The sequence below is a fragment of the Victivallis sp. Marseille-Q1083 genome (assembly GCF_903645315.1).
In the GTDB taxonomy this organism is placed as follows: domain Bacteria; phylum Verrucomicrobiota; class Lentisphaeria; order Victivallales; family Victivallaceae; genus UMGS1518.
In genome coordinates, this window is sequence record NZ_CAHJXL010000001.1 from 1,941,966 (window position 1) to 1,962,329 (window position 20,364).

A 20,364-nucleotide genomic window follows, 5' to 3' on the forward strand; every position below is an offset into this window, starting at 1 on the left:
AAATCTTTTTTCCGGAACTATAATGAATGACAAGCGGGAAGAAACGACGATTTCCCGTCTGCAATGCGGAACCATAAAAACGGAGTGTGAAATCATGGCAGGAAAAATCAGGGTTGGCGTTTTCGGCGCCGGTCGCGGGGCATATCTGGGTACCACCGTTGAACCGGCCGGCATGGAGCTGGTGGCGATTTGCGATCTCTTCGAACCGTTGCTGGCGCAGGCGAAGCGGACGTTGAAAAACAGTGCTGTAACTTTCTACACCGACTACGGTAAATTTCTCGAGCATGACCTCGATGCGGTGATCGTCGCCAATTATGCCACCGAACACGCGCCGGCGGCGATTCGGGCCTTGCAGGCCGGCAAGCATGTCTTGAGCGAATGCATGGCGGTTTTCACGCCGGCGGAAGCCGTCGCGCTGGTCGAAGCGGTAGAGACTTCCGGCAAGGTTTACATGTTTGCCGAAAATTATCCGTTTGCCGCGGCCAACCTGGAAATGCGACGGCTTTACCAGTCCGGCGAACTGGGTGAATTCCAATATGGCGAAGGAGAATACATTCACCCGATCCCGTTGTCGGAATCCGTCGGCCTGTGCTCCGGGCCGTCGCATTGGCGCGCCTGGCTGCCGATCACTTATTATTGCACCCATTCGATGGGACCGGTGATGTTGATTACCGGCACCCGGCCGACCCAGGTCGGCGGTTTCGTCGTTCCCTATGATGAGCACGATCCCCGCCGGACCGAACAGATCAACAAAATGGATACGGCGAGCATCCTGATGTGCCGGATGGACAACGGCGGCTGGGCCAAGATCATCCCGTGGGCCTTTCTGCGCGATCACGGCAACCGGGTGCGCATCTGCTGCAGCCGGGGTTCGATGGAGTGCAACCAGGCCGAGGACGGTTTGCTCCGGGTCCGGCGCGAACCGTTTGATTTTCCGGACGCGAAAGCGAGCACCGAATTTTACCGGCCGCGGTTTCCGGCCGAATTCGCTTCGGCGGCCGGGTTTTCGCACGGCGGCGGGGATTTTTTCACCGGTTACTATTTCGCCAAGGCGATTCGGGAGAACAGCCGGCCGATCATCGACGTCTATATGGCGCTCGATATGACTCTGATCGGCATCCAGGGGTACCGTTCGGCGCTGGCCGGCGGCATGCCGATGCCGATTCCGGATTTCCGCGACCAGGCGGTACGGGACGCCTACCGGCATGACGACTGGAATCCGGACCCGGCCCGGCCGTGCCGCGACAAGCCGTCGGCAAGCATCCGGGGCGACATCGCCGTTTCGCCGGAAACGGAACGGCATTTCATGGACTTGCGCCGCGACTATGAAAAGTCATTGGCGGAATGAACGGCCGATGCTTTTCCGGCCCGGCGGCGGTTGGAATGGGAAAAATGCTGGTGCCGCTGTGAAATCCAGGCTGGTTCAGAAATAAAACTGCTGCCATGTCAGGGCATGACTTGAGAAAATGCCTGGCCGGGGGGCGATGGGGCGGACGGAACATTGTTTCCGTCTGCCTTTTCAATTTTCCGCGCCGGGGAAAGTGAATAACAGGTGAAAACGGCTTTACGGTTTCGACGGCTTGAATATCGACTGGGAATATCCGGAAAGCCGGGAAGAGTGGGATAAGTATGCCGTCTATCTGGCGGAATTAAAAGATGAACTGCGCAAACACGGCAAACGGCTGGGCATTGCGGCGTCGAGCTGGGGAGTGAAGCAGCCTCATTCCAGCTTCCTGTACCACCGGCGGCGGCGCGGCGGAAAAGCGGCAGGCCGGAAATTTTGTTTTCCGGTCCGCTCTGATTTTTTGCCGGAAGAAGACTGGAATGCCGAAAGGGAAAATGATTGGAAAATGTGGAAAGTGGTTGTAGAGTAGAAGAGAAGAGATTTCTTTTTCGGAAATGGTGGGGGAAATAAGCGGATGCTCCAAGTATAAGGGGCCTGCCGGGAAGGAGCAGTGGGTGGTGGAGACGGCGACGACACGGGGTTTCTGGCGTCGAATCATGGTGGTCGGTCTCATCTGGTTGGCGATGGGAGCGATGACATCGTTGCGGGGAGAAGCGGCGGCCGGGGAGCCGGAGCCCAAACGAATCTTGTATCTCTGCTCGTACAATGCCTTTTTCCGGTGGACCCGTGACATGGTGGAAAGTTTCCAGCAGTTTTGGCGCGGGGAGGACATTCCGGTCGAAATCGATGTTGTCGAATTGAACGTCGCGCGCAATCCGGACTGGAAACCGCTGGCGCGTGATGTGGAATGGAGCCGGGAGCGGATTTTATCCGGCAATTACGATTTGGTGGTGGCCAGTGGCAATGCGGCCGTCGAAATGTGCCTCGAACATTACGAGGAGCTGCCGGAAACGACCTCGCTGTTGGTTGCCGCCTGCATCGGCGACGTCGGGAATTTGCCCCGGCTGCCGCGTATGACCGGGCTGTTGTTGGATTTTTCCTCGGTGGAGCGCAATATCGAGCTGGGAATGCGGTTGCTGCCGGAAACCGGGCGGGTGGTGGTCGTCACCGACGGCGGTCCGGACGGCCTGGCGGTTGCCGGGCATGTCGAATCACTGCGCGGCCGCTGGGGGGATGCCATTGAGCTGGAACAGATTAACGGCGCCGATTGCACGACCGGGGAAATGCTTGAAGCGTTGGAATCGTTACCGTCGAATGCCCTGATTGTGTTCGACAACTGGTGGGAAGAGCGGACGAAATCATTTCAACCTTTTTCCGCCGTCGGCGGCCGGGAACGGCCGGCAATAACCTCTCCGGTACTGGTGTCCCGGGATACGGCTTTTGACGAAGGAGTGCTCGGCGGCATCATGACCACCGGCCGCAATTACGGCCGGGAAACCGCCGCGCTGGCAAAACGCATTCTGGCCGGCGGGCGTGCCGATGATATTCCTTTTGAAGTCGGTTCATCGCAGGCGGTGTTCCAGTGGCCGCAGGTGGAGCGCTGGCGGCCGGATCCCGCCGCGCTGCCGTCCGAAGCAATATTTCTGAATCGTCCGCCGTCGTTTTTGACGCTCTATTTCTGGCCGGCGGTCGCCGGAGCGGCGACGATCGGCGGTCTGGTTTTGGCCGTGGTTTTCCTGGCCGTACATTACCGGAACAACCGCAAATTGCAGGCTGTTTTCGACTTGCTGCCGGTCTGCGTGACGGCGGTGGACGCCATGGGACGGGTGCGTCTTTTGCAGGGCCGGGATAGGCCCGTCCGGAATGAACCGGGGCGAATCGGCCATTTGACGGATCTGCCGGCCGGCGGCGAAATTTTTCAGGCGCCGGTCCGGCAGGTATTGGAGACGATGCAGCCGGTCTCGAAGGAATACCGGCGCGATGGTCGGTACCGCTATGCCGAATTCCGCCACTTGCCGAAAAAAATTTTCGGTGTGGAAACGGTTCTGTGGGTGTCGACCGACATCACGGAACTGCACCTGGCCCGGGAGGAGATCGTACGCACCGCGGAGCGTTTCCGGTTGACGCTGAATTCGATCGGCGACGGCGTGCTGGCCACCGATGCCGAGGAAACGGTGACGATCTGCAATCCGGTTGCCGCCCGGCTGACTGGGTATCCGGTCGAAAAGATCGTTGGCCGGAAACTCGATGAAATTTTCCGTATCGTCCATTATCCGGACGACGGGCCGGTCGAATCGCCGGTGGCCCGGGCGCTGAGGACCGGCCGGACCGTTGAATTGGCCAACCATACCGATCTGCTTGCCGGCGACGGCCGGCGGTATCATATCGCCGACAGCGCCGCGCCGATCGTCGACCGGGCGGGACGGATCGACGGGGCGGTGCTGGTATTCCGCGATGTGACGCAGGAATACGAAGGGCGGGACCGGATGCAGATGAACAATATTTTCCTGAACAGCGCCGCCGACATTGCCGCTTTGACTTATTTTCGCTGCGATGCCGACGGCCGGGTGCTTTCCGCCCGGGAAGGGTATGAGGCGCTCTGGCGGAAATGCGGCGACCGGCCGGCGGCGGTCGAGGACTGGGTGCTGCCGGAGGATTTGCCGGAATTTCTGGACGGCTGGCGCCGGCTGCTGGCTGGCGAGAAACATGAATTGCGGATGGTCTACCGTTCCGCCGCCGAGGGGAAAATGCGTTATTTTGAAATGCGGGCGGTGGAGGACGAAACGCCGGTTGCCGGCCGGAAAGTCTATTTCGGCATCATTCAGGATATTACCGCCGACAAGGAGAATGAACTGAAATACCGCGATACGCTGACGTTGCTGCAGAATATCATGGCCAATCTGCCCTGTTACATTTTTGTCAAAGATGTGGATGCCGGATTGCGTTACCTGATGTGCAACCGGGCGTTTGCCGAGATCGTCTCCCATCCGGAGGAGGAGATCATCGGCCGGACCGACGCGGAAATCTTCGGCCAGCCTGAAAATGCGGAAAAATTCCGGGAGGACGACCTGAAACTGGTGCAATCCGGCCGGTTGCTCGATGAACGGGAACAGTTCATCGCCGGTGACGGCAGTCCGCATACCGTGCGGATCCTGAAATGCACCTGGCGCCAGGCCAGCGGCCGGCGTTTGCTGCTCGGCATGGGGTTGGATATTTCCACGCAAGTCAGGATGGAAGAGGAGCTGAAGGAGAACAACGCGCTGCTGTTGGGAATACTGGATCATCTGCCGGCGCTGATTGCCACGAAGGATATGCGGGATTTCCGCTACGCGCTCTGGAATAAAAAGGCCGAGGAGATCACTGGAATTCCGGCTGCCGAGGTGATTGGCCGGACTGATTTCGAGATCGACCATTTCGTCGGCGATCCCGGACGGTTCCGGGAGGAGGATCTCGAAGTGCGTGCCAGCGGGCAACTGAAAAATATCGTCGGGGCGCTTCAGACGGTGCGGGACGGCAGGAAGTATGTTATGCAGACGATGAAAACGCCGCTGGCGCTCGGCGACGGCCGGTCGCTGCTGTTGACGATGTCGGTGGACATTACCGAACGGCAGCGCCTGGAGGAGGAGCAGCGGCGCCTGACCGAAACGCTGCAGTTGTATGCGGAGCAGCAGCGGCTGGTCAACAGTTGTCTGGAGCGGATTCTGCTGCGGGAGGATGCCGAAGAGGCCGTCTCCGATATCCTGAGCATCATCGGCAGCCAGATCGGTGCCGACCGCTGTTATATTTGCCGATACGATTACCGGCGTGCCGTTTGCGACAACACTCACGAATGGACGGCCGCTGGCATTCTGTCGGAACAAAACGAATTGCAGGGGGTCCCGATTGAGATGACCGAAGACTGGAACCGGCTGCTGCGTTGCCGGCAACTGGTCTGCTGTGGCAATCTGGCCGGAGAAGGAGTGCCGCTGAAAAGCGCGACGCTCGAATTGCTGCGCCGGCAGGGCATTCAGTCGATCATCGCCGCCGGCATCTGGCTGGATGAGGAGCTGTGGGGCTTTCTGGGCGTGGACTTTGTCCGGAGTCGCCGGGCGTTTTCAGAGGGCGACAGGAACATCATCGCCGCCGCGGCGCATATCATTGAAATTTATCTGGAGCGGCGGCACGGCTTGGAGGAACTGCTGCAGAGCGAAAACGAGAAACGGCAGATTTTCGACAACATCGATACGCCGATTCTGCTGTTCGACGCCGATTTCAATTTCATCCGGGCCAACCGGGCCGCCTATCGCGCCTACCGGGCGGAGGAGCGAGCGGGTGAACAACGGCCGTGCTATGAGATTTTCTGCAAGCAGTCGGCGGTGCCGGACTATTGCCCGGTCAGAAAGACGATCGAAACCGGAACGGTGCACCGGCGGTCGCTTCATGTCGACAATTCCGATTATATCATTGTCACCAAACCGATTTTCGATGCCGACGGCAAACTCGCTTATGTGCTGGAGAGTGCCATGGACGTTTCCGAACTGAACGCCCAGCAGCGGCGGCTGCAGGCGGCGATGGAGGCGGCGCAGGCGGCCGACCGCACCAAGAGTTCTTTCCTGGCGACGATGAGCCATGAATTGCGGACGCCGCTGAATGCGGTGATCGGTTTCAGCGAATTGATGCAGGCTGGCGGGATGACGCCGGAGGAACAGCAGGACAGCCTGAAAGCGATCAATTTCGCCGGCAATACATTGCTCAAGCTGATCAACGACATCCTTGATTTGTCGAAACTGGAAGCCGACCAGTTGGAAATTTCGCTGCAGCCGGTCGATCTGCGTAAATTGGTTCAGGAGACGGTGCAGTTGTTCAAACCGGGCTGCCGGGAGCACCGCAGCCGAATCGAGCTGGAAGTGCCGGAGCGGTTGCCAATGCTGCTGCTCGACCAGATCCGTTTGCGCCAGGTGCTGCTCAATCTGATCGGCAATGCGGTGAAGTTTACCGATGACGGCGTCATCCGCATCGGCGTAACGCTGGCAGGTCCGGCCGACGGCTCCGGCGGCGTGCTGACGCTATGGGTCAGCGATACCGGGTCCGGTATTGCCAAAGCCTACCAGGAGAGCATCTTCGAGCCGTTCAAGCAGCAGCATATTCCCGGCAACCGGATTTATCAGGGTACCGGGCTGGGTTTGCCGATCACCAAACGGATGGTTGCCAAAATGGGCGGTGAAATTTCGTTGCGGAGCGAGTTGGGCGAAGGCAGCACCTTTACCGTCGTGCTGCGGGGCGTACAGTGTGCCGAGCCGGCGCCGGTGGCGGACGCGCGGCCGGAAAAAGCCGCCCCGGCCGGCCTGCCGGGCGGGAAAATCCTCATCGTCGACGATGTGCCGATGAATTTGAAGGTATTGGCGGCAATGTTGAAAAAACTGGGTTGGGAAGCGGTCGCCTGCCAGTCGGCGGAGGAGGCGCTGACCCGGGCGGCCCGGGAAACTCCGGCAATGGTGCTGACCGATCTGTGGATGCCGGGAATGAACGGCGGCACGCTGGCGGCCCGGCTGGCGGCCCATCCGGCGACGGCGGGAATTCCGGTCGTCGTCATCACGGCGGACACCCAGATGGATTTTGTGCCGGCGGAGCGTTTTGCCGGCGTTCTGTTCAAGCCGCTGACGCTGGAAAAACTCCGGGCCGCCATCGGCAATGCCGCCGGCGGTATCGCTTTTGCCGAGCGTGCCGACCGGTAATGCCATTTCGTTTTCGCGATCATGACGGCTCAAAAGCGAAAGTCCGCCAGGAGGCGGACTTTCACAATACGCTTGAATGCCGGCTGGATCAGTAGCGGTAGGATTCCGGCTTGTACGGCCCTTCGGGCGGCACGTTGATGTAGGCTGCCTGTTCCGGAGTCAGAACCGTCAATTTCGCCCCCAGTTTATCGAGATGCAGCCGGGCGACTTCCTCGTCCAGTTTTTTGTCCAGCAGGAAAACGCCTTTGCGGTCCGGATGCCGCGCGATGTCGAGCTGCGCCAGCGTCTGGTTCGTGAAGCTGTTGGACATCACGAAGCTGGGATGGCCGGTGGCGCAGCCCAGATTCACCAGCCGGCCTTCCGCCAGCAGGTAGATCGAATGGCCGTCGGCAAAACGGAAGCGATGCACCGGGCAGCTGCTGCCTTTGATCTCCTCCTTGACGACGCCGGGTTCGCGTTCCAGCTTGGACACTTCGATCTCGTTGTCGAAGTGACCGATATTGCAGACGATCGCCTGGTCTTTCATATGGCGCATATGCTCGATGGTGATGACATTGCAGTTGCCGGTGGTCGTCACATAAATGTCCGCTTCCGGCAGCGCGTCCTCGACCGGACAGACCCGGTAACCGGCCATGCAGGCCTGCAGCGCGCAGATCGGATCGATTTCGCTGACCAGCACCCGGGCCCGTTCATTGCGCATCGCTTCGGCACAGCCTTTGCCGACGTCGCCGAAACCGCAGATCATCACCGTCTTGCCGGAAAGCATCACATCCATCGCCCGCTTGATGCCGTCGGTCAGCGAATGGCGGCAGCCGTAAATGTTGTCGAATTTGCTCTTGGTGACCGAATCATTGACATTGATCGCCTGAAACAGCAGCTCGCCGCGTTCGGCCATCTGCAGCAGCCGGTGCACGCCGGTGGTGGTTTCTTCGGAGACGCCTTTGACCTTGGCCGCTACTTTGTGCCAATGGCGCGGATCTTCGGCCAGCACCCGTTTCAGCAGCCGGTCGATCACCTGCAGCTCATAACTGTCGGACGCCTCGTCGAGGATATCCGGATTGTTTTCCGCCGCGACGCCGCGATGAATCAACAGAGTCGCGTCGCCGCCGTCATCGACGATCTGGTCCGGACCGCTGCCGTCCGGAAAGGTCAGCGCCCGGTAGGTGCATTCCCAATACTCTTCCAGCGTTTCCCCCTTCCAGGCGAACACCGGCACGCCGTCGGCGGCAATCGCCGCCGCCGCATGATCCTGCGTCGAAAAAATGTTGCAGGAGGCCCAGCGCACCTCGGCTCCCAGCGCCACCAGCGTTTCGATCAGAACGGCGGTCTGGATGGTCATATGCAGACTGCCGGAAATTTTGATTCCCTTCAACGGCTGCTGCGGACCGTATTTGGCCCGGGTCGCCATCAATCCGGGCATTTCCTGTTCGGCGATACTGATCTCCTTGCGACCGAAATCGGCGAGATTGATGTCTTTGATCTGATATTCCATAAAAATGTTTCCGTTGGTTCGAATTTTCAATTATTGTAAGGCTGGAAGCTCCGGCACAACGCTTCCCAGCGCTGTTCCGGGATCTTCGAGCCGACTACCTGCACCACTTCCCTGGCCGTCATCGACGCATAGCGGCCGCACTCACTCAGCGGCCGGCCGTGAAGGTAGCCGAAAAGAAAACCGCTGGCCCACAAATCTCCGGCCGCGGTGGTATCGACCGCCTTGACCACATCGGCCGGGACATGGCACAACATGTCGCCGGAGGCGATCAACGAGCCGCGCGGCCCCAGTTTTACCGCCGCGATTTCACAGAACCGCGCCAGTTCCCGCGCCTGCTGCTCTGCCGGTTTGTCTCCGAGCAGCGCCGTCGCTTCGTCCTCGTTGGCGAATACCAGATCGACGTATTCCTTCAACAGCTCCAGCAGCCGTTCCCGGAACAGGCCGACGACTTCGAACGACGCCAGATCCAGGCCGATCCGGCAGCCGGCCGCTTTGGCTTGCCGGAAAACCGCTTCGATCATCGCCTGATGAAACAACTGGTAACCTTCGATATAAACCAGGTCGTAAGCGGAGAAGTCCACCGTTTCGACCTCCTCGGCGGTCAAATCCGACGAGGCGCCGAAAAATGTCCGCATCGTCCGTTCGCCGTCCGGTGTAATCAAAGCCAGACAACGGCCGGTCGGCAGTTGGTCCGTCTCGAAGAACGCAGATTCGGAGCCGCCCAGCCGGACCAGGCTGCTGCGATAAATTTCGCCGTAAGCATCTTTGCCGGTTTTGCCCAGCATGCCGACCGGCACGCCGAGCCGGGCCAGGCCGAAAACCGTATTGCCGGCGGCGCCGCCCGGCACGACGGCGTATTCATCCGCCAACTGTTCGAGCAGCCGGTCCATCACTTCCGGCGCCAGCAGCTCCATGCCGCCTTTGGCACCGGGCACTTTCTCCAGAAACGGCTCTTCCACCCGCGCCAGCAAGTCCAGCAGCGGCGAGCCGACTCCCAACACCCGCATCGCCGTCGTTTTCACAGATATTTGGCCGCCGCGGCTTTGACGGCTTCGACCTTGTCGGTCTTTTCCCACGGAAACTGCGGCCGGCCGAAATGGCCGTAAGCGGCGGCATCCTCGTAGGACCAATGGTTGGCCGCCGGATATTTGAGCTGCAGCGCTTCCAGGATGGCGGTCGGGCGCAGACTGAACACTTCGCGAATGACTTTTTCCAAACAGGTGTCGTTCGACAGCTTGCCGGTGCCGTAGGTGTCGACATTGATGCTCAACGGTTCGGCGACTCCGATCGCGTACGCGACCTGTACTTCGCACTTGTCGGCCAAGCCGGCCGCCACGATGTTTTTGGCGATGTAGCGGCACATATAAGCGGCCGAGCGGTCGACCTTCGACGGATCTTTGCCGGAGAAAGCGCCGCCGCCGTGCGAACCGACGCCGCCATAGGTGTCGACGATGATCTTGCGGCCGGTCAGGCCGGTGTCGCCGTGCGGCCCGCCGATTTCAAACCGGCCGGTCGGGTTGATGTAATATTTGATGTGATCGTTCAGCAATTCGGCCGGAATGACTTTACGGACGACTTCGCGCACCAACTGTTCCAGCGCCTCCAGTTTCATCTCCGGGGTATGCTGGTGGGAAACGACGACGGTTTCCACCGCCACCGGCTTGCCGTTGCGGTAACGGATCGACACCTGGCTCTTGGAATCCGGACGCAGGAAATTGTACTTTTCCGGTTCGCTCTTGCGCAGCCGCGCCAGTTCTTCAACGATTTTATGCGCATAGAGGATCGTCGCCGGCATCAGCTCCGCAGTTTCGTTGCTGGCATAGCCGAACATCATGCCCTGGTCGCCGGCGCCCTGTTCCCGGCTCCGGCTGGTTTCCGCCGTAACGCCCATCGAAATATCCGGCGACTGCCGGTGGATGCAGACCATCACCTTGCAGTTGTCGGCGCAGAAACCGACATTGTGGTCGACATAGCCGATTTTGCGGATGACCCGCAGCGCCACGTCCTGCCAGTTGACGACGGCGTTGGTGGTGATTTCACCGGAGATGACGACCAGGTCGGTCGTCGCCAGCGTTTCGCAGGCGACCCGGCTTTCCGGGTCCTGCGCCAGGCAGGCGTCGAGGATCGCGTCGGAGATCTGATCGCAGACTTTATCGGGATGTCCTTCCGAGACGGATTCGGAGGTGAAAACGTGTTCAACGTTGATTTTGCTCATGAACCTTTCCTTTCAAGAAACTAAAATAACTGCCATGTCGTAGAGATTCGGCGCCGCAACGCCGAAGAAAAAACGAAAGCTTCGGGGAAGTATCGCCATACGGCGCCCCCGAAGCCAGAAAAAATCCTCATTCAATCCATGCGTCGGCGAACTGTTTATTTGATCTTTTTGGCGGCCAGCAGTTCGCCCCGGCGATTCTTCGCATAAGCGGCTTCATCGTGGCCGCTCACCGCCGGCTTGTCCTCGCCGTAGCTGATCGTCCGGACATGGTCCGCCGCCATGCCGCGGCCGGTCAGGTAATTCTTGACCGCAATCGCCCGGCGTTCGCCCAGCGCCCGGTTGTATTCGTTGGTGCCGCGCTCGTCGCAATGCCCCTCGACGATCAAATAAAGCTCCGGCGCCTGATTCATATATTCGGCCACCGCATCCAGTTTGGCCTGTTCGGACGGGTTCAGGCTGTCGGCGTCGAAATTGAAGTAGATGACCGGGAAATTGATGTCGGTCAGCACCGACAGATCCTCCATGCCGATGTAAGCCATGCCTTCCTCAGTCGGCTCGCCCCAGTCCGGACTGGGCGTTTCCGGATTGCCGGCGCCGCCCGGGCCGAAGGTGCCATTGCCGAAATCGTCGGGATTGAAGCCGGGATCCATCTCGGCCTGGGGCACCGGATAGAGGTCTTCCGTCGGCGTTGAATTATCGAACAGACCGCAACCGGCCGCAAATAACAGGGCACCACTCAACGTGATTCCGCGGAAAACTTTCGAAAAGAGCATTTGCCTTCCCCCCTAATAAAGTTTGGCTGAAAAGTTTTATTTTTAGTTAATTCATGTCAAATGCTATAAGATAAATGCCTTCAACACATTTTTCAATCAAATATTCTGCAATTGAAATATTTTTTTGAACTCTTTCTGTTGCGAAATCGCTTTCGGGCAATTATAGTACATTTCTGGTAAGTCAACCGGCGGCGAATAAGCCATCCGTTGACGGTTTTAATTTCAGTCAGGAAAGCAAGCAATGAACATTGAATGGGAAAAACTCGGATTTGAGTTTCGGCCGACCAAATCCAACATTCGCTATGTCTACGACGACGGCAAATGGGACGACGGCAAATTGTACACCACCTACGACATCACGCTTTCGGTAGCCTCCAACTGTCTGCATTACGGTCAGGCTGCCTTTGAAGGACTGAAAGCCTTTCGTTGCAAAGACGGCAAAGTACGAGTTTTCCGGCCGGAGGAAAACGCCAAGCGCTTGAATTCCACCTGTCGCCATATCCTGATGCCGGAAGTGCCGGAAGCACTGTTTCTCGATGCGGTCAAACGGGTCGTCCGCGACAACATTGATTATGTGCCGCCGTATGGTACCGGCGGTTCGCTGTACATCCGCCCGGTGATGATCGGGACGACGCCGCAGATCGGCATTTCGTCGAGCCGGCGTTATGAATTGATCCTTCTGGTCGTGCCGGTCGGGCCGTATTACAAAGGCGGCATCAAGCCGGTCAACGCGATGATTTCCGACGATATGGACCGGGCGGCGCCGCACGGTACCGGCCACATCAAAATCGCCGGCAATTACGCGGCCAGTCTCTATCCGAGCAAAGTCGCCAAGGAGCACGGCTGCCAGGTGGCGCTGTTCCTCGATCCGAAGACCCATGAATTCATCGACGAATTCGGCACCAGCAATTTCCTGGCGATTACCAAGGACGGCAAATACGTGACGCCGAAATCGGCGTCGGTGCTGCCCAGCGTCACCAACAAGTCGCTGATGCAGTTGGCCGCCGACCTCGGTATGCCGGTCGAGCAGCGCCGTATCAACAAGGCGGAACTGGCCGACTTCACCGAAGTCGGTGCCTGCGGGACGGCGGTCGTCATCACTCCGATCGGCAAAATTTTCTATCGCGACCAGGTTTTCGACTACGGCGACACCATCGGACCGGTGTTGAAAAAGTTGTACGAAGTGATGACCGGCACTCAATATGGAGAACTGCCGGACCGATACGGTTGGCTTATGGAGTTGTGAATCGGGAGCCATCCTTTCGAGCTATTTTTCTACCCGGCTTCCGCCGGGTTTTTGTTTTAAATTCAACCTTAATTTACCGGGTAAATTGAAATGGAAATTTTCAAAACCGTTTCGGAAATGCAGCAGTTCGCGCTGGCCGCCCGCCGGGCCGGCAGGACGATCGCCGTCGTGCCGACGATGGGGTATCTGCACGCCGGGCATTTTTCGCTGATCGACCGGGCGGTGGCGGAGGCCGACTTGGTCATCGTCACCATTTTCGTCAATCCGACCCAGTTCGGACCGAATGAAGACCTTGACAAATATCCGCGTGATTTCGAGCGCGATGTCGTCAATTGCGAAGCGCACGGCGCAACCGCCGTTTTCGCGCCGTCGCCGGAGGCGATGTATTGTCCCGACCACAGCGTCTGGGTTGCCGAGGAAACGCTCTCCAGGGAGCTGTGCGGTCGGACCCGGCCGGTTCATTTCCGCGGCGTCACCACGGTGGTGACGAAATTGTTCAACATCACGCAGGCGGAAATCGCCGTATTCGGCCGGAAAGATGCCCAGCAGGCGTTGATCATCCAGCGGATGGTCCGCGATTTGAATATGCCGGTCCGGATTATCGTCGCGCCGCTGGTCCGCGATGCCGACCAACTGGCGCTGAGCTCCCGCAACCGTTATCTGTCGCCGGAAGAGCGGAGCCGGGCCCTGAGTATTTCCCGGTCGCTTTTGGCCGCCGAAGCGAAATTGAAGGGGGCTGGGCCGGCGCTTGCCGAGGCCGCCGCGGCCGAAGTCGCCGCGGAGATCGCCGCCAACGGCGGCAGAATCGATTATGTCAGCGCGTTGGATGCCGACACATTGCAGCCGGTGACGCCGGCGACCCGCCGGCTGCTGCTGGCGGTGGCCGCTTATTTCGGCGCCACCCGTTTGATCGATAACATTTATCTGGAATTTTGAGGAGGAAAAGCATGCAGAAACTGGATTGTCGCGACCGGAATTTTGCCGACCGTTTGCAACAGCTTTACAACCGGCCGAGTTATCCGCCTGAAATTGAGGAGAGCGTTCGCAAAATCATTCTCGACGTCAGGGCCGACGGCGATGCCGCATTGTGCAAATATGCCAAAATGTTCGATCATGTCGATCTCGAACCGGCGCAGATTCCGGTCGGCGAGGAGGAAATCCGCAAGGCCGCGTCCAAAGTCGATTCCGAAGCCAAGCGGGCGATCAAGGCGGCGTTGACCAACATTACCGACTTTTCCCGGCAGCGGATTCCGCAGCCGTGGAGTCATTCGCCGCGTCCCGGCGTCGTGGTCGGCGAGCGGTTCGAGCCGATGGAACGCATCGGCGTCTACATTCCCGGCGGCACTGCGCCGCTGGTCTCCACCGTGCTCCACACTGCCGGTATCGCCAAGGCGGCCGGGGTCCGGGAGATCGTCGCGGTGACGCCGCCGAATGCCGCCGGCGAAATTCATCCGGCGGTGCTTTATGCGATGAGCAAAGCCGGCGTTTCCGAAATTTACCGGCTCGGCGGCGTCTACGGCATTGCGGCGATGGCTTACGGCACTGAAACGGTCCGCAAGGTCGACAAAATCGTCGGCCCCGGCAATGCGTACGTTACCGCCGCCAAGAAACTGGTGTACGGCGCGGTGGCGATCGATATGGTCGCCGGACCGTCGGAAATCATGATCATCGCCGACGCCAATTGCAATCCGGAATTCATCGCTGCCGACATGTTGTCGCAGGCGGAGCACGGCAGCGGGCTGGAACAGGCGGTGCTGTTGTGCGACAGCGAAGCGTTGATCGAAGAAGTCGAAGCGGCGATTCTGCGGCAGAAAGCGCAGTTGTCCCGCCTGGAGACCGTCGACAAGGTGTTGAATCACGGTACATTCCTGATCCGGGTGGAGGATTTCGATCAGGCGGCGGAAATTGCCGGGGCCTACGCGCCGGAGCATCTGGAGATTTCCTGCAAGGGCGCCGGCATGGTCGCCAAGAAGGTCAAGGCCGCCGGCGCGATTTTCATCGGCCAATGGACGCCGGAACCGATCGGCGATTTCTGCGCCGGTCCCAGCCATGTGCTGCCGACCGCCGGCAGTGCTCGCTTTTTCAGCGGCCTGACCGTCGAAGGTTTCTTTCGCCGGATGAGCATCATCAATTATCAGCGCGGCGCGATGCGCAAAGAAGTGCCGGTCGTCGAGAAATTCGCCGAAATGGAAGGCCTGGCGGCGCATGGCCGCAGTGCGGCAATACGGATTGAGGAATAGCGGCTGTCCGGCGGAAAATAGATTATTTTTGTTTTTTTCTCCGGCCAGGAACCAATCCATTGCTTGCAATGTCCAAAAGTGGTAGTATTTATTTTTTAACCGTCTTGGTCACAAGCGAAGCAATTTCGGAAAAATTTTTCGGGACGGTGAAAAAAGTGATGGTAGAAAACAGTATGGAAACAACAGCAATTTAGATTGCAGAAAAGGAAGTTCTTATGAAAAAATTCTCTTATGTTATGCTGACTGCCGGTTTTCTCAGCGCGGGCGGTTCGCTGGTGGCTGCCGAAGAAGCGGCGCAGACCGCCGTACCGGAACAACCGGTCGCCGCTCCGGCCGCTCCGGCCGCTCCGGCCGACCCGGAGGCGATTTGGAACGTGTTGCCGGAAGTGGTTGCGGAATACAACGGGCAGAAAGTTACCCGTGAAGATATCAAAAATATGATTTTGGGCGGTTCTCCGGACGGCAAGCTGCCGCCGGAATTGACGGCGGAAATGTTGGAACAGGCGGCATACCAGCTCGTCCACCAGTATGTCCAGACGCACTTGCTGCTGGAGGAAGCGGCCAAAGCCGGCATCAAGCCGTCCAAGGAAGCGGCGCTGAAAGTATTTTCCGAGCAGCTCGAATCGCTGTCGCCGGAGCAGTTGGAGCCGTTGAAGGCCTATCTCCAGCAGCAGGAGAAACCGCAGACGATCGATGAATATGTCGAAACGATTGCCGGCACGAAAGAAGCGCAGGAGCAGATTGCCATCAACGAATTCCTCCAGAAGGAAATCATCGACAAACTGCCCGATAGCGATACAGCCCTCAAGGAATTTTATGAAGCGAACAAGGACAAACTGGTTGAACCGGGAGATCCGGAAGGCTCGTTGCGCGCTTCCCATATTCTGGTGAAAGTGGACAAGGACGCTTCCGCCGAGGACAAGGCGGCGGCCAAGGCCAAAGCTGAAGATTTGCTCGGCAAAGTCAAAGGCGGCGAATCCTTCGAGGCGGTGGCCAAGGCGAACAGCGATTGCCCGAGCAAGGTGAAGGGCGGTTCGCTCGGCATGTTCAAGGAAGGCGATATGGTCAAAGAGTTCGAAGATGCCGTGAAAGAAGCCAAGGATGGTGAAATCGTCGGACCGGTGGAGACGCAGTTCGGTTACCACATCATCCGTCGCGATGCGTCGGTTGCCGGCGGAAAAACCATTCCGTTCGAAGAATTCAAGCAGAAGGCGGCCGATACTTTCCGGCAGCAGGAGCAGCAGAAAGCGGTCGGGGAATATCTCGAAAAGCTCGACCAGGCTGCCAAGGTCCAGTATTTCGTCGAAAAACCGCAGATGCCGATGTTCAACATGCCGCCGGCGGAGATGCAGTAAGCGAAACGCCTGTAGGACCGAAGCTGTAACAAGCGTTGCGGCTTCGGACTGTTGACAGAGTCCCTGATTTCTTCATGAAGTCGGGGATTTTTCTTTTGTGAAATTGTTCGATTGGCCGTTGAGCCAAAGCCCGGCGCGCAACCGGGGAGTCTCCCCCCTCGGAGGTTGGCATAGGCGATTGTTCTCAATATGATATTGCGAAAAATGCGACGATAAGTTCTGCGCATTTCCGGCGGCTTCAGCCGGAAAACGTTTCCTGCCGGTTTTCGGTGACGACGATCTTGAAGTCACGATTGGCCAGGGTCAACTGTTCCAGCAGCGTCGATTTGCCGAGCAGGCGGTCGAGCCACGAGAGTTTCCGGGCGGAAGGGCCGATCACGATATGGCCGACCCGGTGTTCACGCGCAAATTGCAGGATGGTTTCGACGATGTTGTCGCTTTTGAAGGTGAAAACCGTCGCTCCCACCTGACGCGCCAGTTCCAGGGTATTGGCTAACCGGCGCTGGGTTTCGGCGTTGATCCGGATGGCGCTCTCCTTTGATGTCTGTACGTACAGCGCGTACCAGTTGCGGTTCAGCCGTCCGGCCAGCCGCGAACCGTAACGCAGCAGCGCGTCGGCGTTCGGACTGTGCGAAGAGAGGCAGATCAGCACCTGATCGGGATTGGCGCTGTCTTCCCGTTCGACGCTGCCGGTTTTCTCGCGGAATTTCAAATCAAGCTGGGCGGCAAGCTCCCGCAGCGTCAGTTCCCGAAGCTGCTGGAGATTGCTGTCCTGAAAGAAATTCGCGAGAGCCGCATCGATCCGGTCTGCCGCATAGACGCGGCCGGAACGGATGCGTTCCCGCAGATCAGCCGTCGAAACATCTACATTGACCACTTCGTCGGCGCGGGTTACTACCCAGTCGGGAATCCGCTCCTTGACTTTGACGCCGGTGTTTTTCTCGACGATCTCATAGAGGCTTTCGAGATGCTGTACGTTCAGGGTTGAAATCACATGGATTCCGGCGTCCAGCAGCTCCTCCACATCCTGATAGCGCTTGAGATGTTTCGAGCCGGGCACATTGGTGTGCGCCAGTTCGTCGACCAGCACCACCTGCGGCCGGCGCGCCAGAATTGCCGGGACGTCCATCTCGGTGATCTCGATCTTGCGGTAGAGAATCTTCCGGCGCGGCACCGCTTCCAGATCGCCCCGGCAGGCGGCGGTTTCGGACCGCCCGTGGGTTTCCAGAATGCCGATCACCACGTCGAGCTTTTCCACGTCCCGGAGCCGCAGCGCTTCCTTGAGCATCTGACAGGTCTTTCCCACCCCGGCGCAATAGCCGAGGTAGATTTTGTGCCGTCCGCGCCGGGCGTTGCGGATCATGGTGAGAAATTTGTCCGGAACGTTATTCAATTCAGTTGATCCAGTTTGAGGTTGAGTTCAAGCACGTTGACGAACGGTTCCGACCGGATGAAACCGCCCGGATAAGATACACTTTCGCGCACGATTTTGCCAACCGCTTCTTCCGGAACCGAACGGGCTTCGGCAATGCGCGGAATCTGGCAGCGGGCGGCGGCAAGCGAGATGTGCGGGTCGAGGCCGCTTCCCGATGCGGTGACCAGGTCGGCCGGCAACGGATTCGCGGCCGTCGCTCCGTATTCGGCGATCAGTTTTTCGGCTCGTTCGCGCAGTGCCGGCGAAGTCGAGGCCAGATTGCTGCCGCCGGCTCCGGCACCGTTGTAATCCACCGCCGACGGACGGTTGTGGAAGTAACGGTCCGCGGTGAACTTCTGGGCGATCCGTGAGCTGCCGATCACCTCTCCGGCGGAATTGCGAATCAGCCGGCCGTTGGCGCTTTCCGGTACGAAGAGCTGAGCGGCGCCCCAGATGAACAGCGTATAGACCACACAGCAGACGAAGATTGAAAACAGTGCGAGCCGCAAGGCCCCGAAGATTGAAGAAATCATGACAGCTTCTCCTTAAGCCAGACCGGCGGCAGTCAGCGCCAGGTCGATGAGTTTGATGCCGATGAAGGGGGCGATCACGCCGCCCAGTCCGTAGATGAAGATATTGCGCGCCAGCAGCGCGTCCGCTCCGAGCGGACGGTATTTCACTCCTTTGAGCGCGATCGGAATCAGCAGCGGAATGATGATCGCGTTGAAGATCAGCGCCGAAAGAATCGCGCTCGCCGGGGTGGCGAGTTTCATCACGTTCAGCACCGCCAGTTCCGGAATCGCCAGCAGGAAGATTGCCGGGATGATCGCGAAATATTTCGCCAGATCGTTGGCGATCGAAAAAGTGGTGAGCGCGCCGCGGGTCATCAGCAGTTGTTTGCCGATCTCGATGACTTCGATCAGTTTGGTCGGATCGCTGTCGAGATCGACCATGTTGCCCGCTTCCTTCGCCGCCTGGGTGCCGGAGTTCATCGCGATGCCGATGTCGGCCTGGGCCAGTGCCGGAGCGTCATTGGTGCCGTCGCCCATCATGGCGACCAGGCGCCCCTGCGCCTGTTCCTTGCGGATATAGGCAAGCTTGTCCTCCGGTTTCGCTTCGGCGATGAAGTCGTCGACACCCGCCTCCGCCGCGATGGCCTGGGCGGTCAGCGGATTGTCGCCGGTGACCATCACCACCCGCAGGCCCATGGCGCGCAGCCGGGCGAAACGGTCCCGGATGCCGGTCTTCAGCACGTCGGAGAGCGCTACCACGCCGAGGATTTCCCGGTTTTCCATCACGACGATCGGCGTGCTGCCCTTGCGAGCGACTTCCTCCACGAGTTCCCGCAAATCTGCCGGTACCGCACGGGCCTGCGCGACAATCGCATCGGAAGCGCCTTTGCGGTATTCGCGGCCGTCGTCGGTTCCGGAGAGCCGGGTTTGGGCGGAGAACTCGATCACCTTGCCGGAGTGCCGGTCGAAGGGGGCGCGGGTTCCCAGCTCTTTTTCTCCGAGCCTGACGATGGATTTCCCTTCCGGGGTGGCATCGCCGAAGCTCGCCCGCATCGCGCTTTCAATCAGCCGTTCGCGGGAAACCTTCGCTACCGGGAAAAAGTCGCTGGCAAGGCGGTTGCCGACGGTAATCGTGCCGGTCTTATCCAGCAGCAGCGTGTCGATGTCGCCGGCGAGCTCGACTGCTTTGCCGCTTTTGGCGAGCACATTGGCGGAGAGCGCGCGGTCCATGCCGGCGAGGCCGACCGCCGCCAGCAGGGCGCCGATGGTGGTCGGAATCAGGCAGACCAGGAGCGCGATCAGCGTCGGCAGCGGAATCGTCACCTCGAAATAACGCGCAATCGGATACAGCGTCACCGTCACCAGCAGGAAGCCGAGCGTCAACCCGGCCAGCGTCACGGCCAGTGCCAGTTCGTTCGGCGTCTTCTGCCGGACCGCGCCTTCCACCAGCGAGATCATCCGGTCGAGGAACGATTCGCCCGCCCCGGCGGTGATCCGTACTTTGATTTCGTCGGACAGCACCCGGGTGCCGCCGGTGACGCCGGAACGGTCGCTCCCCGCTTCCCTGACGACGGCGGCGGATTCGCCGGTGATGGCGGATTCGTCGATGCTCGCGACCCCTTCGATCACTTCGCCGTCGCCGGGAATCGCTTCTCCGGCAGCGACCAGCACCACGTCGCCGGCCTTCAACTGATCCGAGTCGATCCGGCGGATTTCGCCGGATGGCGTCACCAGCCGGGCCGGGGTTGTCCGGCGGCTGTCCTTCAAGCTGTCGGCCTGCGCTTTGCCGCGCGCTTCGGCCAGTGCCTCGGCAAAGTTGGCGAAAAGCACGGTGAGCCACAGAATGAAGCTCACTGCACCGGTGTAAAGGCTGGATGGCTCCAGAACCCAGACCAGCGAGGTCAGAACCGCGCCGATTTCGGTGACGAACATCACCGGGTTGCGGGCCATTTGGGCCGGATTGAGCATTCGGAACGATTGTTTGAATGCCACACGCATCAGGGCGGGATCGAAAATCGTTGCCCGGCGGCTGTTTTTACGAGTGAGTTTGCTCATTTT

13 protein-coding genes and 1 pseudogene are annotated in these 20,364 nt (G+C 59.3%); 7 read left to right on the forward strand and 7 right to left on the reverse strand.

Annotation, left to right across the window (positions count from 1 at the left end; genetic code table 11):
* Positions 1–22: 22 nt before the first annotated feature.
* The 3 genes and pseudogenes from HWX74_RS07845 to HWX74_RS07855 all read left to right on the forward strand — a co-directional run bounded on the left by HWX74_RS07845 (position 23) and on the right by HWX74_RS07855 (position 7,059).
* Complete coding sequence (locus tag HWX74_RS07845; RefSeq protein ID WP_176013017.1) at positions 23–1,348, forward strand: Gfo/Idh/MocA family protein; 1,326 nt, start codon at positions 23–25, stop codon at positions 1,346–1,348.
* A 229-nt stretch (positions 1,349–1,577) separates the two neighbouring features.
* Positions 1,578–1,874 (forward strand): annotated as a pseudogene (locus HWX74_RS07850) (hypothetical protein); the annotation flags it as partial.
* 85 nt (positions 1,875–1,959) lie between these two features.
* The gene (locus tag HWX74_RS07855) at positions 1,960–7,059 is read left to right on the forward strand and encodes a PAS domain-containing protein (protein ID WP_176013019.1); all 5,100 of its coding nucleotides are present in this window, start codon (positions 1,960–1,962) and stop codon (positions 7,057–7,059) included.
* A gap of 88 nt (positions 7,060–7,147) precedes the next feature.
* On the opposite strand, the gene ahcY is transcribed toward HWX74_RS07855, so the two are convergent.
* From ahcY to pal, 4 genes are all read right to left on the reverse strand, one after another.
* A complete protein-coding gene (gene ahcY / locus HWX74_RS07860) occupies positions 7,148–8,551 on the reverse strand; it encodes an adenosylhomocysteinase (protein WP_176013020.1) in 1,404 nt (467 codons plus the stop codon).
* A 26-nt stretch (positions 8,552–8,577) separates the two neighbouring features.
* Positions 8,578–9,573, reverse strand: coding sequence for an adenosine kinase (locus HWX74_RS07865; RefSeq protein ID WP_176013021.1), 996 nt, complete (start codon positions 9,571–9,573; stop codon positions 8,578–8,580).
* Positions 9,570–10,766 (reverse strand): methionine adenosyltransferase, encoded by a 1,197-nt coding sequence (metK, locus tag HWX74_RS07870; RefSeq protein WP_176013022.1) that lies wholly within the window; start codon positions 10,764–10,766, stop codon positions 9,570–9,572. The genes HWX74_RS07865 and metK overlap by 4 nt, the downstream gene beginning before the upstream one ends.
* A gap of 155 nt (positions 10,767–10,921) precedes the next feature.
* On the reverse strand, positions 10,922–11,539 hold the full coding sequence (gene pal / locus HWX74_RS07875; RefSeq protein WP_368506806.1) for a peptidoglycan-associated lipoprotein Pal: 618 nt from the start codon (positions 11,537–11,539) through the stop codon (positions 10,922–10,924).
* Between the two features lie 241 nt (positions 11,540–11,780).
* Between pal and HWX74_RS07880 the strand changes: the two genes are divergently transcribed.
* From HWX74_RS07880 to HWX74_RS07895, 4 genes are all read left to right on the forward strand, one after another.
* Positions 11,781–12,785: a branched-chain amino acid aminotransferase gene (locus HWX74_RS07880; protein ID WP_176013023.1), complete on the forward strand. Its 1,005-nt coding sequence runs from the start codon at positions 11,781–11,783 to the stop codon at positions 12,783–12,785.
* 90 nt (positions 12,786–12,875) lie between these two features.
* Complete coding sequence (gene panC / locus HWX74_RS07885; protein WP_176013024.1) at positions 12,876–13,721, forward strand: pantoate--beta-alanine ligase; 846 nt, start codon at positions 12,876–12,878, stop codon at positions 13,719–13,721.
* Between the two features lie 11 nt (positions 13,722–13,732).
* Positions 13,733–15,025: a histidinol dehydrogenase gene (hisD, locus tag HWX74_RS07890; protein WP_176013025.1), complete on the forward strand. Its 1,293-nt coding sequence runs from the start codon at positions 13,733–13,735 to the stop codon at positions 15,023–15,025.
* 215 nt (positions 15,026–15,240) lie between these two features.
* Entirely contained in the window at positions 15,241–16,380 is a 1,140-nt protein-coding gene (locus HWX74_RS07895; RefSeq protein WP_254872305.1) for a peptidylprolyl isomerase, read from the forward strand.
* A 238-nt stretch (positions 16,381–16,618) separates the two neighbouring features.
* Here HWX74_RS07895 and HWX74_RS07900 read toward each other — a convergent pair whose 3' ends face one another.
* From HWX74_RS07900 to kdpB, 3 genes are read right to left on the reverse strand one after another with little or no spacing between them, the layout of a single operon-like run.
* Positions 16,619–17,773, reverse strand: coding sequence for a universal stress protein (locus HWX74_RS07900; RefSeq protein WP_217704890.1), 1,155 nt, complete (start codon positions 17,771–17,773; stop codon positions 16,619–16,621).
* On the reverse strand, positions 17,770–18,327 hold the full coding sequence (kdpC, locus tag HWX74_RS07905) for a potassium-transporting ATPase subunit KdpC (protein ID WP_176013026.1): 558 nt from the start codon (positions 18,325–18,327) through the stop codon (positions 17,770–17,772). The genes HWX74_RS07900 and kdpC overlap by 4 nt, the downstream gene beginning before the upstream one ends.
* 12 nt (positions 18,328–18,339) lie before the next feature.
* The gene (gene kdpB / locus HWX74_RS07910) at positions 18,340–20,361 is read right to left on the reverse strand and encodes a potassium-transporting ATPase subunit KdpB (protein ID WP_176013027.1); all 2,022 of its coding nucleotides are present in this window, start codon (positions 20,359–20,361) and stop codon (positions 18,340–18,342) included.
* Positions 20,362–20,364: the final 3 nt, after the last annotated feature.

Coding starts and splice junctions, on each gene's coding strand:
- hisD (WP_176013025.1), top strand. CDS start 13,733: ATGCAGAAACTGGATTGTCGCGACCGGAATTTTGCCGACCGTTTGCAA.
- HWX74_RS07895 (WP_254872305.1), top strand. CDS start 15,241: ATGAAAAAATTCTCTTATGTTATGCTGACTGCCGGTTTTCTCAGCGCG.
- pal (WP_368506806.1), bottom strand. CDS start 11,539: ATGCTCTTTTCGAAAGTTTTCCGCGGAATCACGTTGAGTGGTGCCCTG.
- HWX74_RS07880 (WP_176013023.1), top strand. CDS start 11,781: ATGAACATTGAATGGGAAAAACTCGGATTTGAGTTTCGGCCGACCAAA.
- ahcY (WP_176013020.1), bottom strand. CDS start 8,551: ATGGAATATCAGATCAAAGACATCAATCTCGCCGATTTCGGTCGCAAG.
- kdpC (WP_176013026.1), bottom strand. CDS start 18,327: ATGATTTCTTCAATCTTCGGGGCCTTGCGGCTCGCACTGTTTTCAATC.
- metK (WP_176013022.1), bottom strand. CDS start 10,766: ATGAGCAAAATCAACGTTGAACACGTTTTCACCTCCGAATCCGTCTCG.
- HWX74_RS07845 (WP_176013017.1), top strand. CDS start 23: ATGAATGACAAGCGGGAAGAAACGACGATTTCCCGTCTGCAATGCGGA.
- panC (WP_176013024.1), top strand. CDS start 12,876: ATGGAAATTTTCAAAACCGTTTCGGAAATGCAGCAGTTCGCGCTGGCC.
- kdpB (WP_176013027.1), bottom strand. CDS start 20,361: ATGAGCAAACTCACTCGTAAAAACAGCCGCCGGGCAACGATTTTCGAT.